Below are 12,541 nucleotides of genomic sequence, written 5' to 3' on the forward strand. Positions count from 1 at the left end.
AAGCGGGCCTCTCCAGTGCACGTCTCGTTAATCATTGCTGCTGGCAAAGCCTAGCAATTGAAGCAGGCTGACAAACAGATTGTATATCGAGACGTATAGGCTGATGGTAGCCATGATGTAATTATCTTCCCCGCCATGGATGATGGCGCTGGTTTGGAACAGAATTGCTGCCGAGGCAAACAGTACAAAGCCCGCACTGATCGCAAGCTGCAAGCCGCTGATATTCACAAAGAACGACAGCGCTATTGCGCCTAGCAATATCCAGAATCCGGCCATTAGAAAGCCCGACAAAAAGCTCATGTCTTTGCGGGTAATCAGTGCATATGCCGACAGGCCAAAGAAGACCAGGGCAGTCATGCCTAAGGCAGAAGAAATGATGCTTCCGCCATTAGGCAAGCCCAGATACATATTCAGTATCGGGCCTAGGGTGTAGCCCATGAAGCCGGTAAGCGCAAACGTGCTGACCAGCCCCCAGCCACTGTTACGCAATTTCACAGTGAGAAAGAACAGACCATAAAAGCCGATCAGAACTACAAATATGTTGGGATATGCAACGCGCATCTGCTGCGAGACGTAAGCTACCAAGCCACTGAAGGCCAGCGTCATTCCCAACAGAGCATAGGTGTTGCGCAGCGTGCGACTAATGTCGCGCCGTTCGGCAACCGCAGGGTTGAAGGCATATTGACGCTCGTTCATAACGACACTCCTAATGTGGTCGAAACCTATTCATACCATAAGATAATAACAACTCTTTGAAAAAAAATAGATTTAAGTGTTTGACAGCGTGTTTCGTTCGGGTAATATTGCGGCCCGCACCTGCGGAGGTGTGGCCGAGTGGTTTAAGGCAACGGTCTTGAAAACCGTCGAAGGGGAGACTCTTCCGTGAGTTCGAATCTCACCGCCTCCGCCATCTTCTTGCTCCAATTCATCGTGCGTTTATCTCTGACTTGTGTATAGTCGCTACACATTCTTTCGCATTTATTAGCTTGAGACGAGTCTTAGGCTTGTAATTGGCTTATGCATCAGCGTTATGAGGTGCACGGTGATTAAAGTGCTGGTGGTCGACGACCATGATCTGGTAAGGGCCGGTATTATCCGTATGTTGGCGGATGTCGATGGCATTCAGGTCATTGGTCAGGCAGATTCTGGCGAGAATGGATTAAAGCTTGTCAGAGAGTTAAAGCCTGATGTGGTCCTCATGGACGTCAAGATGCCAGGCATCGGCGGCTTGGAAGCTACTCGAAAGCTTCTTCGTAGTCATCCCGAGGTAAAGGTCATTGCAGTAACGGCATGTGAGGAAGATCCCTTTCCGACTCGTCTGTTGCAGGCTGGGGCTTCTGGTTATCTTACAAAGGGTGCGGATATCCAGGAGATGATTACTGCTATACGTCATGCATTTGGCGGTCAGCGATACATAAGCGCTCAGATTGCTCAGCAGTTAGCGCTAAAGTCTTTTCAACCTCAAAACAATGGCTCGCCGTTTGATCTTCTTTCAGAGCGCGAAATCCAGATCGCATTGATGATTGCTAATTGCCATAAGGTTCAGGTGATCTCCGATAAGCTTTGCCTGTCGCCCAAGACCGTTAACACCTATCGTTATCGTATTTACGAGAAACTCTCCATTACCAGTGATGTGGAGCTGGCTTTATTGGCAGTTCGTCACGGGATGGTAGACGCTACGAGTTGAAATGACCGAAACGTTTGATCCTTCTGCTTTTCTTTCTGGCTGCAGTTCTCGGCCAGGTGTTTATCGAATGTTCGACGAAAGCTCCAAGGTGCTTTATGTCGGAAAAGCAAAGAATCTCAAAAAGCGCCTTTCGAGTTACTTCCGCAAAACTGGCTTGGCTCCCAAGACAGCGGCGTTAGTAGCAAAAATTTCCCAGATTGAGATAACTATTACTGGGAATGAGACAGAGGCGCTTCTGCTTGAGCAGAACCTTATCAAGCAGTTACGCCCCCCTTACAATATTCTCCTTCGGGATGACAAATCCTATCCTTATGTCTTTCTGTCAACTGAAGATGAATTTCCTCGGCTTGCTATCCATAGAGGCGCTAAAAAGGAACGGGGCCGCTATTTCGGTCCGTATCCGAGTGCGGGTGCTATCCGAGAAAGTCTGAATCTCTTGCAAAAGGCATTTATGGTGCGCCAGTGTGAGGACGGTTTTTTCAAGAACCGTACTCGCCCCTGTCTTCAATATCAAATCAAGCGCTGCAAGGGTCCGTGCACCAATATGGTTTCCCGAGAGGAATATGCTGAAGATGTTCGTCATTCGGCTATGTTCCTGGAAGGGCGGAGCAATGCCTTGGCTGAAGAGCTAAGTGCAGTTATGGAAAAGGCTGCCATGGCTTTGGATTTTGAACGGGCCGCCGAGCTGCGTGATCAAATTGCCTTAGTGCGACGAGTGCAGGATCAGCAGCATATAGAGGGTGGGAGCGGGGATGTAGATGTTATCGCTGCGATGGTGAATCCGGGTGGTGCATGCGTTCATCTAATCACTGTGCGTGGCGGCCGTGTTCTTGGTAGCAAAAACTTTTTCCCGCAGGTTGCGATTGAGGAGGAGCCCCATGACGTTCTTCTTGCATTTTTGGAGCAGTATTATCTTGCTCATATGGAGCGGGATTTGCCCGATGAGGTCATCGTAAATACCGTTCATGAGGACTTCCCAACCCTCATAAGTGCCTTTAACGAATTGCATTCTCGAGGTCTTGAGATCTCGCATCGTGTTCGAGGCACTCGTGCCCGCTGGCAGCAATTGGCTGTGACAAATGCTGAGCAGGCGCTTAATACTCGGCTTGCTAATCGCCAGCATATGGCTGCTCGTTTTGAGGCGCTTACGGATGTGTTGGGGTTGGCTGAGACGCCGCAAAGGCTGGAGTGCTTTGATATTAGCCACTCAAGTGGGGAGGCTACAGTTGCTTCCTGTGTGGTGTTTGGTCCTGAGGGGCCTATTAAATCTGATTATCGCCGATACAATATTGAGGGTGTCACGGCAGGTGATGATTATGCTGCCATGCATCAGGCGTTGACCCGTCGTTTCAGTAAGCTCAAGGATGGGGAGGGTAAAATGCCTGATATCTTACTGGTGGATGGCGGTAAGGGGCAGTTGGCAATGGCTCGTGATGTGCTTCAAGAGCTGGCGGTTCCGGATCTCGTCTTGTTGGGTGTGGCCAAGGGTGTAACTCGCAAGCCAGGTTTGGAGACACTCTATCTGAACGATCCCTCTAATGAGTTCAGCTTGCCGGGTCACTCTCCTGCATTGCACCTGATACAGCAGATTCGTGACGAGGCGCATCGCTTTGCTATTACGGGGCATCGAGCAAGAAGAGGGAAGGCGCGTAGGACATCTACACTTGAAGATGTTGCAGGAGTAGGGCCGAAGCGGCGTAGAGAGCTGCTTAAGTACTTCGGAGGCCTGCAAGAGCTTAATCGTGCAAGTGTCGATGAGATAGCCAAGGCGCCAGGAATTAGCAAAAAACTAGCTGAGCAGATTTATGCTGCACTGCACAGTGAGTAGAATGTCCAGACATTCATATATTTCCTGTGCCAATGAACATTCCTAACCTGCTTACTGTTCTGCGCGTTCTGCTCATTCCTTTCTTTATTGCTCTGTTTTACATGCCGGTTTCTTGGAGCTATTGGGCGGCGAGTTCAGTGTTTGCCTTGGCTAGTTTTACTGATTGGCTGGATGGCTACTTGGCTCGTCGATGGAAACAGAGTACTCCATTCGGAGCTTTCCTGGACCCGGTTGCTGACAAGCTCATGGTTGCGGTGGCCTTGGTGCTTCTGGTGCAGGAACATGCCACTATTTGGTTAACGTTGCCTGCTACCATTATTATTGGTCGAGAAATTGTAGTGTCAGCTCTTCGTGAGTGGATGGCAGAATTAGGGGCGCGAGCTCAAGTAGCTGTATCTAGTCTTGGAAAATGGAAAACAGCGGCGCAGATGGTGTCTTTGATTGTGCTGTTGGCTAATCCTCCTCAACTGACGTTCTGGGTTTTGACAGGGTATGTTCTTCTGATCATTGCGGCTGCGCTTACGCTTTGGTCTATGTGCAGTTATCTGCTTGCGGCTTGGCCGCATCTGAGCATAACGAAGAAAAAATAACTTTTTTGAATCAATGAGTTGACAGCGTCGTTGGATTGTATAGAATGGCGCCCGTCACCAAGACGCGGGAATAGCTCAGTTGGTAGAGCACGACCTTGCCAAGGTCGGGGTCGCGAGTTCGAGTCTCGTTTCCCGCTCCAGTTTGTCAGTCAGCTCCGCTTTAATTGGGGTTGGCTTATGAGGCCGGGTGGCAGAGTGGTCATGCAGCGGATTGCAAATCCGTGTACGCCGGTTCGATTCCGACCTCGGCCTCCACTATGTAGCCCTGCAGATCTAGCGGTCTGTAGGGCTTTTTATTTTTACTTTGTTGTTCGCTGTGCTGGCTAAGTTGGATTGTTTGCTATCTATCCCTAGCTAAATGCTCAGTGTAGAGCGCTACCGCCCGGATGGCGAAATCGGTAGACGCAAGGGACTTAAAATCCCTCGGAGGAAACTCCGTGCCGGTTCGATTCCGGCTCCGGGCACCAGTTATAATAAGGGCTTGACTTGATTAGTCAGGCCCTTATTTTTGAGGCAAGGTCTGGCTGCTTTATAGTGGCAATCGGCCTACTATCTGCTCAAACATTCTTTTGTTCGTGAAGTAACCCTTTGAAAAGCGCCAGGCAATGGGCTTTCCTTCGTCTGTTTTCAATGTAATTGAAAACACCGTTGAATCTAGCGCCCTTGCTAACAACGCGTAGTCTTTCAGGCTTATTCTTACAATCGGTATGTCTGGAATGATCACGGCAAGTCGATCCCGCTTTGGTTATGCGAGTTATCGGCCTGTGTTGGCTATTCTTCAGTTTCAATCAATAGTTTTTACAGCTACGGCATGCCAAAAGTGATCTTTGATCAAGTGCCCAGGCGATGGCTTGCTTTCAAGTTGTGCTGCGTGAAAACCACTAGGTAGCTAGACTGACTAGCTTGGTGCGGAGGGCTAATATTTTTAGGTGTGGCCTAATGCTTGGTTGTATAGCTAATCATTTTCTGAAAGCATATATATTCTTTGTTGCTCCAGTGATCCTTCATCGATTAATTGAAAAGTGCATAGGCCTGCCATCGTTCGGTAGGATATATAATTCGATGCTGTAGCTTACTGGCTCATCCGAACCATGTGGCCCTTGGTATGGGTCACCACTGTTAAAGGAGGCGCCATGCCCACTATTACTCTTCCCGACGGTAGCCAACGTTTATTCGATCATCCTGTTACAGTCACAGAGGTCGCTCAGTCTATAGGCGCTGGATTAGCGAAAGCTACTCTGGCAGGCAAAGTAGATGGACGTCTGGTGGATGCTTGCGACGTTATTGATCATGACGCGTCCCTGCAAATTATTACACCTAAAGATGAAGAGGGTTTGGAGATCATCCGTCACTCTTGTGCTCATCTGGTTGGTCATGCTGTAAAGCAGCTGTTCCCGACAGCGAAGATGGTAATTGGTCCTGTTATTAATGAGGGATTCTATTACGACATCTCGTATGAGCGTCCTTTTACGCTGGATGATCTGGCTGCTATCGAGACGCGGATGCGTGAGTTGATCGATAAGGACTACGACGTCATCAAGCGTATGACTCCGCGAGAGCAGGTTATCGAGACGTTTAAAGCGAGAGGGGAAGATTACAAGCTCCGCTTGATTGAAGATATGCCTGATGAAAAGGCAATGGGGTTGTATCATCATGAAGAGTATGTGGACATGTGTCGTGGTCCGCATGTGCCCAATACCCGATTTTTGAAGGCATTTAAGCTAACGAAGCTGTCTGGTGCCTACTGGCGTGGCGACTCCAAAAACGAACAGCTGCAGCGTATCTATGGTACGGCTTGGGCCGATAAAAAGCAGCTGGCAGCTTATATTCAGCGCATTGAAGAAGCTGAAAAACGTGACCACCGCAAGCTGGGCAAGCGGCTGGATCTCTTCCATACTCAGGAAGAGGCGCCAGGAATGGTGTTCTGGCATCCTAACGGCTGGACTGTTTATCAGGCGCTTGAGCAGTACATGCGCCGTATTCAGCATGAGAACGGCTACTCCGAAATCCGTACGCCACAAGTTGTGGATCGTTCCCTTTGGGAAAAGTCCGGCCACTGGGCTAACTATGCCGACAATATGTTTACGACTGAATCGGAAAGTCGTGACTATGCTATCAAGCCAATGAACTGCCCGTGTCACGTGCAGGTGTTTAATCAGGGGCTAAAGAGTTACAAGGAACTGCCTCTTCGTCTGGCAGAGTTCGGCGCTTGTCACCGTAATGAGCCATCAGGCTCTTTACATGGCATTATGCGTGTCAGAGGGTTCACTCAAGATGACGCTCACATTTTCTGCACAGAAGACCAAATGCAGGAAGAGGCGGCTGCTTTCATTAAGCTTACTTTGGCGGTTTACGCTGATTTCGGATTCACTGATATACAACTGAAGCTTTCTACCCGTCCTGAAAAGCGTGTTGGATCAGATGACTTGTGGGATCAGGCAGAATCAGCATTAGCTGCGGCGCTTGATCATGCAGGGCTGGCCTATGACTTGCAGCCGGGAGAAGGTGCATTCTACGGTCCAAAAATTGAATTTTCTTTGAAGGACTGTCTGGGTCGAGTATGGCAATGCGGTACGCTACAGCTTGATTTTAATTTGCCGTCTCGTCTCGGGGCTGAATACGTCAGTGAAGATAATAGCCGTAAGCACCCAGTAATGCTGCATCGTGCTATCCTTGGTTCCTTTGAGCGATTCATCGGTATTTTGATTGAGCATTACGAGGGATCTTTCCCGGCGTGGCTTGCTCCAACTCAGGCAGTGGTCATGAATATCACTGACAAACAGGCCGATTTCGCTAACGAAGTGGTGCAAATTCTTGATCAAAGCGGTTTCCGAGCTAAAGCTGACTTGAGAAACGAGAAAATCGGCTTTAAAATTCGGGAGCATACTTTGCTCAAGGTTCCCTATCTTCTTGTTATAGGCGATCGGGAAGTTGAATCAAGAGCCGTGGCTGTACGCACGCGTGAAGGTGCTGATCTGGGCTCAATGCCTATTGCGGACTTCAAGGAGCTTCTAGCTCAAGCAGTTGCTCGTCGCGGTCGACAAGAATTGGAGTAATGACTATTAAGCGTGAAATGAGACAGGATAAGCGAACTCAACCCAAGGCTCCGATCAACGAGAATATCTCGGCTCGTGAAGTCCGGTTGATTGGTGCTGACGGCCAACAGATTGGCGTCGTCTCGATTGATGAAGCGCTACGCGCTGCTGATGAAGCCAAGCTGGACTTGGTGGAAATTTCCGCCGATGCAGTACCTCCTGTGTGCCGCATCATGGATTATGGCAAGCATCTTTTCGAGAAGAAGAAGCAGACCGCAGCAGCGAAAAAGAACCAAAAACAGGTTCAGGTAAAAGAAATCAAGTTTCGTCCAGGGACGGAAGAAGGGGATTACCAGGTAAAACTACGCAACCTGGTACGTTTCCTTAATGAGGGGGACAAGGCCAAGGTATCCTTGCGATTCCGTGGTCGTGAGATGGCCCACCAGGAGCTGGGTATGGAGCTGTTAAAGCGGGTCGAGGCTGACCTTGCTGAATACGGTGCCGTAGAACAGCATCCTAAGATGGAAGGACGCCAGCTAATTATGGTCATCGCCCCTAAAAAGAAAAAGTAACCACCAGGGCACTGGCAGGCCTTGCGGTTATGCGTAATCACCCAATGCGGAGTATATGAACATGCCAAAGATGAAAACCAAAAGTGGTGCAGCGAAGCGTTTTAAAAAGACCGCTTCCGGCTATAAGCACAAGCACGCGTTCAAGAGTCACATCTTGACCAAAATGACCACCAAGCGTAAGCGCCAGCTGCGTGGTACATCTCTGATGCACCCGTCTGACGTTCAAAAAGTTGAGCGCATGCTGCGCGTTCGTTAATCGGTCACAAGGTAAAGGTATAACTCATGGCTCGTGTTAAGCGTGGCGTAATTGCCCGTCGTCGTCATAAAAAAATTCTGAAGCTGGCTAAAGGTTACTACGGTGCTCGCTCTCGCGTGTTCCGTGTTGCTAAGCAGGCTGTGATCAAGGCAGGCCAATACGCCTATCGTGACCGCCGTCAGCGCAAGCGTCAGTTCCGCGCCCTATGGATCGCTCGTATTAATGCTGGTGCTCGTATGAACGGTCTGTCTTACAGCCGTTTCATTGCTGGCTTGAAGAAAGCGGCCATTGAGATCGACCGTAAGGTTCTGGCCGATCTGGCGGTAAATGAAAAAGTAGCGTTCGCTGCGATTGTCGAGAAAGCTAAAGCTTCTTTGGCTTAAGCCCTGCGTCAATCAGGGCCTTGGCCCGACAGTAACGTCACCAGTAGGGGAAGGGCCTAAAGCTCTTCCCCTATTTTGTATCTGGAGTCAGTGAATGGAAAACCTGGAGGCACTGGTCAGCCAAGCGTTGGAGGCCGTGCAGCAAACTGAAGACACGACTGTTCTTGAACAGCTACGGGTTGGCTACCTAGGGAAAAAAGGTGAGCTTACCCAGGTCATGAAGACGCTGGGCAATCTGCCTGCAGAAGAGCGGCCGAAAGTCGGTGCGCTGATCAATGCGGCTAAAGAGCGTGTGCAAGATGCGCTTAACGCCCGCAAACAGTTTTTAGAAGAATCCGCTTTGGCTGAAAAATTAGCGGCGGAGCGGGTTGACGTAACATTGCCTGGCAGAGGGCAAACAACGGGTGGTCTGCACCCTATTACCCGTACTTTGGAACGTATCGAGCGACTTTTTACAGGTATTGGTTACAGCGTGGCTGAAGGCCCTGAAATCGAAGACGACTACCATAACTTCGAGGCGCTTAATATTCCAGGTCACCACCCGGCTCGTGCTATGCACGATACGTTTTATTTTAATGCTACACGTCTACTGCGTACGCATACCTCACCCGTGCAGATTCGTGTCATGGAGCAGCAGCAGCCTCCGATTCGTATCATCTGCCCAGGCCGAGTTTATCGCTGCGATTCCGATCAGACGCACTCGCCGATGTTTCATCAGGTAGAAGGGCTTGTGATTGATGAGAAGGTCAGCTTTGCCGACCTCAAGAGTACGATAGTGGGTTTTCTGCGCGAGTTTTTTGAAGAAGACCTAGAGGTCCGCTTCAGGCCCTCTTATTTCCCATTCACTGAGCCTTCTGCAGAAGTCGACATCCGTCGACATGTCAATAAAGACGGCCAGCTGACCCCTAGCTGGCTTGAAGTCTTAGGTTGCGGAATGGTGCACCCTAACGTGTTGCAAATGGCGGGTATCGATCCTGAGAAATATCAGGGCTTCGCGTTTGGTATGGGCGTTGAGCGCCTAGCCATGCTGCGTTACGGCGTAAATGACTTACGGCTGTTCTTCGATAACGACCTGCGCTTCCTGGCGCAATTCCGCTAGCTTTAATAGGGGGCATAATGAAATTCAGTGAACAGTGGTTGAGATCTTGGGTAAGTCCACCGGCTTCTCGGGACGATTTAGTCGCTCAGTTATCCATGGCAGGTCTTGAAGTGGACGACGTCGAGCCGGTGGCCGGGCAGTTCAGCGGTGTGGTAGTAGGGGAGGTGCTCGCTACTGAGCGGCATCCTGACGCTGATAAGCTGAATGTATGCCGTGTTAGTAATGGCCAGGAAGAGTTTCAGGTCGTATGCGGTGCGCCAAATGTGCGTGCTGGTCTAAAGATTCCCTTCGCTATGCTTGGCGCCAAGCTGCCAGGTGATTTCACTATAAAGAAAGCCAAGCTGCGCGGCGTTGAATCTCAAGGCATGCTGTGTTCTGCTAGTGAGTTGAGCGTATCAGAAGATAATGCAGGTCTGATGGAGCTGCCGTCAGATGCACCGGTAGGCAAGGATTTCCGTGATTACTTGGGGTTGGACGACGTTTCTATAGACGTTGATCTAACGCCTAATCGCGGCGATTGTTTATCAATCGCCGGCCTCGCTCGTGAAGTTGGTGCGCTCTATGGCGTCCCGGTGCATGCGCTTGATGTTCCTCCTGCACAGGTAAATATAGAAGATGTGCGCCCAATTGAGGTTGTTGAGCCTTCTGCTTGCCCTCGTTATGTAGGGCGTGTGCTAAAAAATGTTGACCTCTCCCGCCCTACGCCACAATGGATGGTAGAGCGCCTGCGGCGATCCGGGATTCGTAGCATTGATGCTGCAGTCGATGTAACTAATTACGTTATGCTTGAGCTTGGGCAGCCTATGCATGCTTTTGATCTCAACGAGATCAAGGGCGGCATTCGTGTTCGCTTAGCGCAGCCCGACGAGAAGCTGGTTCTGTTAGACGGCCAAGAGATTACTCTTCGCCCGGATACGTTAGTTATCGCCGACCATGAGCGCGCGCTAGCTATAGCTGGGATCATGGGGGGGGAATACAGTGGTGTAAGCGCCACTACCGCGGATCTGTTCCTGGAAAGCGCCTTCTTCGATCCTATTGCTGTTGCTGGTAAGGCACGCTCCTATGGTCTTCACACTGACTCTTCGCACCGCTTTGAGCGCGGAGTAGACTTTGATCTTCCTCGTCGTGCAATGGAGCGCGCTACAGCCCTACTGGTAGATATTGTCGGCGGCGAACCAGGTCCGGTGATAGAGATAGCAAGTGCTGAACATTTGCCTGTTAAAACCCCTATTACTTTGCGTAGTGAGCGCATCGAGCAAGTGCTAGGTCTGCGTCTTGAGAGTGATGAAGTTGAGCGCCTGTTGAAAGGTCTTGCATTGACCGTTGAGTCTACTGATGAAAACCACTGGAAAATTGGCGTTCCTAGCCATCGTTTCGACATAGCAATCGAAGTCGATTTGATAGAAGAATTGGCGCGCCTTTACGGATATAACCGCCTTCCGACTCGTTTTCCACAAGCACGCTTGGCTCCAAAAGGATATGCCGAGGCGCGTACTGGCCTTTCGCAATTTCGACACCAGCTGGTTGCTCGGGGTTATCAGGAAGCTATTACTTATAGTTTCATAGACGAAAAGACATTCAAGCTATTCTCGCCAACGCTTGATCCAGTGTTGTTGGCTAATCCGATTTCTCAAGATATGGCTGCTATGCGCGCTTCGCTTTGGCCGGGCTTGGTCAAGGCGCTGCAGCACAATCTTAATCGCCAGCAGAGTCGGGTGCGCTTGTTTGAGTCAGGGCTTCGTTTTGTCGGTTCACTAGATGATTTGGCGCAAGAGCGTGTCTTGGCTGGTCTGATTTCGGGGCCACGCTCTCCAGAAAGCTGGAGCGCTGGTTCTGAGCGTGTAGATTTTTTCGATATCAAAGGCGATGTTGAATCGCTGTTAGGTTGCGATGAGGGTGCAGGTGATTTTACCTTTGTCGCGGCAGAGCATCCTGCGCTGCATCCTGGACAGACTGCACGCATTGAGCGTGACGGCCGGCTGGTGGGTTATGTGGGAGCATTACATCCCGAGCTATTAAAAGCTTTGGATTTAGATCAATCTGTTTATGTATTTGAAGTGTTGCTAGGTGAGGCGGAGCAGAGATGCCTACCGCGTTTCCAAGAGCTGTCACGTTATCCAGAAGTACGCAGAGACTTGGCAATTCTAGTGAATATAGAGGTATCTTCGGCGGATGTTTTGTCGATTGTACGGGACAAGGCTGGTGAGTATCTGGTTGATTTAAGACTGTTTGACGTATATCAAGGTAAGGGCATTGATCCGCTTAGAAAAAGTCTTGCAGTTGGCTTGACCTGGCAGCATCCATCACGCACTCTTACTGATGAAGAAATCAACGAAACGACACAGAAAATCCTCGTTTCCCTGGAAGAAAGGTTCAACGCCACATTAAGGAAATAGCGTATGGGGGCTCTGACGAAAGCTGAGTTGGCTGAACGTCTCTATGAGGAGCTTGGTCTGAATAAGCGTGAGGCCAAGGAGCTAGTGGAGTTGTTTTTCGAAGAAATTCGAAATGCTTTAGAGCAGAACGAGCAGGTTAAGCTATCAGGTTTTGGTAACTTTGATTTGCGAGACAAGCGTCAGCGCCCCGGACGCAATCCTAAAACAGGCGAAGAGATACCAATCACGGCACGCCGTGTGGTGACTTTCCGTCCTGGGCAAAAACTTAAGGCCAGGGTAGAAGCGTATGCTGGAACCAAGCCATAATAATGAATTACCTGCTATACCGGGTAAGCGATACTTCACTATTGGTGAGGTAAGTGACCTCTGTTTGGTAAAGCCCCATGTCCTTAGATACTGGGAGCAGGAGTTTCCTCAGCTTAACCCGGTAAAAAGGCGAGGTAATCGTCGTTATTACCAGCGACAAGATGTCATTATGATCCGTCAGATCAGGGCTCTGCTCTATGACCAAGGTTTTACCATAGGCGGGGCTCGTCTAAGGTTGTCGAGTGATGATGCTAAGGATGATACTACCCAGTATCGCCAGCTAATAAAGCAAATGATTAGCGAATTAGAGGACGTTTTGGGAGTTCTTCAAAAATAATTTAAAAAAAACTTCCATTTATCAAAACCTTAGCTTAAGATGCTCGCCATCT

Annotated in this window: 12 protein-coding genes and 4 tRNA genes; 15 read left to right on the forward strand and 1 reads right to left on the reverse strand. The window is 49.7% G+C overall.

From position 1 onward, the window contains the following. Positions 1-27 precede the first annotated feature (27 nt). Complete coding sequence (locus JQR86_RS08540) at positions 28-696, reverse strand: Bax inhibitor-1/YccA family protein (protein ID WP_010794644.1); 669 nt, start codon at positions 694-696, stop codon at positions 28-30. A gap of 124 nt (positions 697-820) precedes the next feature. Between JQR86_RS08540 and JQR86_RS08545 the strand changes: the two genes are divergently transcribed. From JQR86_RS08545 to JQR86_RS08615, 15 genes are all read left to right on the forward strand, one after another. Next, a tRNA-Ser gene (locus JQR86_RS08545) sits at positions 821-910 on the forward strand. A gap of 132 nt (positions 911-1,042) precedes the next feature. After that, complete coding sequence (gene gacA / locus JQR86_RS08550) at positions 1,043-1,687, forward strand: response regulator transcription factor GacA (RefSeq protein ID WP_407361887.1); 645 nt, start codon at positions 1,043-1,045, stop codon at positions 1,685-1,687. Between the two features lies 1 nt (position 1,688). After that, positions 1,689-3,515 (forward strand): excinuclease ABC subunit UvrC, encoded by a 1,827-nt coding sequence (gene uvrC, locus JQR86_RS08555; protein ID WP_407361886.1) that lies wholly within the window; start codon positions 1,689-1,691, stop codon positions 3,513-3,515. Positions 3,516-3,547: 32 nt separating this feature from the next. Further along, positions 3,548-4,105: a CDP-diacylglycerol--glycerol-3-phosphate 3-phosphatidyltransferase gene (gene pgsA / locus JQR86_RS08560; RefSeq protein WP_010794641.1), complete on the forward strand. Its 558-nt coding sequence runs from the start codon at positions 3,548-3,550 to the stop codon at positions 4,103-4,105. A gap of 64 nt (positions 4,106-4,169) precedes the next feature. Next, positions 4,170-4,245: transfer RNA gene (locus tag JQR86_RS08565), tRNA-Gly, on the forward strand. A 41-nt stretch (positions 4,246-4,286) separates the two neighbouring features. Continuing rightward, positions 4,287-4,360, forward strand: a tRNA-Cys gene (locus JQR86_RS08570). A gap of 125 nt (positions 4,361-4,485) precedes the next feature. Then, positions 4,486-4,572 (forward strand) — tRNA-Leu (locus JQR86_RS08575). Positions 4,573-5,238: 666 nt separating this feature from the next. Further along, a complete protein-coding gene (thrS, locus tag JQR86_RS08580; RefSeq protein ID WP_407361885.1) occupies positions 5,239-7,161 on the forward strand; it encodes a threonine--tRNA ligase in 1,923 nt (640 codons plus the stop codon). Continuing rightward, a complete protein-coding gene (gene infC, locus JQR86_RS08585; RefSeq protein ID WP_010794563.1) occupies positions 7,161-7,712 on the forward strand; it encodes a translation initiation factor IF-3 in 552 nt (183 codons plus the stop codon). The genes thrS and infC overlap by 1 nt, the downstream gene beginning before the upstream one ends. A 61-nt stretch (positions 7,713-7,773) precedes the next feature. Continuing rightward, positions 7,774-7,968, forward strand: coding sequence for a 50S ribosomal protein L35 (gene rpmI / locus JQR86_RS08590; RefSeq protein ID WP_010794562.1), 195 nt, complete (start codon positions 7,774-7,776; stop codon positions 7,966-7,968). 26 nt (positions 7,969-7,994) lie between these two features. Beyond that, positions 7,995-8,351, forward strand: coding sequence for a 50S ribosomal protein L20 (gene rplT / locus JQR86_RS08595; protein WP_010794561.1), 357 nt, complete (start codon positions 7,995-7,997; stop codon positions 8,349-8,351). Positions 8,352-8,445: 94 nt separating this feature from the next. Then, on the forward strand, positions 8,446-9,450 hold the full coding sequence (gene pheS, locus JQR86_RS08600; RefSeq protein ID WP_074830316.1) for a phenylalanine--tRNA ligase subunit alpha: 1,005 nt from the start codon (positions 8,446-8,448) through the stop codon (positions 9,448-9,450). 17 nt (positions 9,451-9,467) lie between these two features. Further along, on the forward strand, positions 9,468-11,846 hold the full coding sequence (pheT, locus tag JQR86_RS08605; RefSeq protein WP_434154687.1) for a phenylalanine--tRNA ligase subunit beta: 2,379 nt from the start codon (positions 9,468-9,470) through the stop codon (positions 11,844-11,846). A 3-nt stretch (positions 11,847-11,849) separates the two neighbouring features. Then, positions 11,850-12,152 (forward strand): integration host factor subunit alpha, encoded by a 303-nt coding sequence (gene ihfA, locus JQR86_RS08610; protein ID WP_010794558.1) that lies wholly within the window; start codon positions 11,850-11,852, stop codon positions 12,150-12,152. Next, positions 12,133-12,489, forward strand: coding sequence for a MerR family transcriptional regulator (locus JQR86_RS08615; protein WP_010794557.1), 357 nt, complete (start codon positions 12,133-12,135; stop codon positions 12,487-12,489). Before ihfA ends, JQR86_RS08615 begins: the two co-directional genes overlap by 20 nt. The last annotated feature ends 52 nt before the right edge of the window (positions 12,490-12,541 follow it).

This window comes from Pseudomonas sp. JZ134, from assembly GCF_051027695.1.
GTDB classification, from domain to species: domain Bacteria; phylum Pseudomonadota; class Gammaproteobacteria; order Pseudomonadales; family Pseudomonadaceae; genus Chryseomonas; species Chryseomonas luteola.

What these genes read in the sequence shown, in the direction of transcription:
- pheT (WP_434154687.1), top strand. Translation starts at nt 9,468, where the DNA reads ATGAAATTCAGTGAACAGTGGTTGAGATCTTGGGTAAGTCCACCGGCT.
- ihfA (WP_010794558.1), top strand. Translation starts at nt 11,850, where the DNA reads ATGGGGGCTCTGACGAAAGCTGAGTTGGCTGAACGTCTCTATGAGGAG.
- pgsA (WP_010794641.1), top strand. Translation starts at nt 3,548, where the DNA reads ATGAACATTCCTAACCTGCTTACTGTTCTGCGCGTTCTGCTCATTCCT.
- thrS (WP_407361885.1), top strand. Translation starts at nt 5,239, where the DNA reads ATGCCCACTATTACTCTTCCCGACGGTAGCCAACGTTTATTCGATCAT.
- infC (WP_010794563.1), top strand. Translation starts at nt 7,161, where the DNA reads ATGACTATTAAGCGTGAAATGAGACAGGATAAGCGAACTCAACCCAAG.
- rplT (WP_010794561.1), top strand. Translation starts at nt 7,995, where the DNA reads ATGGCTCGTGTTAAGCGTGGCGTAATTGCCCGTCGTCGTCATAAAAAA.
- JQR86_RS08615 (WP_010794557.1), top strand. Translation starts at nt 12,133, where the DNA reads ATGCTGGAACCAAGCCATAATAATGAATTACCTGCTATACCGGGTAAG.
- rpmI (WP_010794562.1), top strand. Translation starts at nt 7,774, where the DNA reads ATGCCAAAGATGAAAACCAAAAGTGGTGCAGCGAAGCGTTTTAAAAAG.
- pheS (WP_074830316.1), top strand. Translation starts at nt 8,446, where the DNA reads ATGGAAAACCTGGAGGCACTGGTCAGCCAAGCGTTGGAGGCCGTGCAG.
- JQR86_RS08540 (WP_010794644.1), bottom strand. Translation starts at nt 696, where the DNA reads ATGAACGAGCGTCAATATGCCTTCAACCCTGCGGTTGCCGAACGGCGC.
- uvrC (WP_407361886.1), top strand. Translation starts at nt 1,689, where the DNA reads ATGACCGAAACGTTTGATCCTTCTGCTTTTCTTTCTGGCTGCAGTTCT.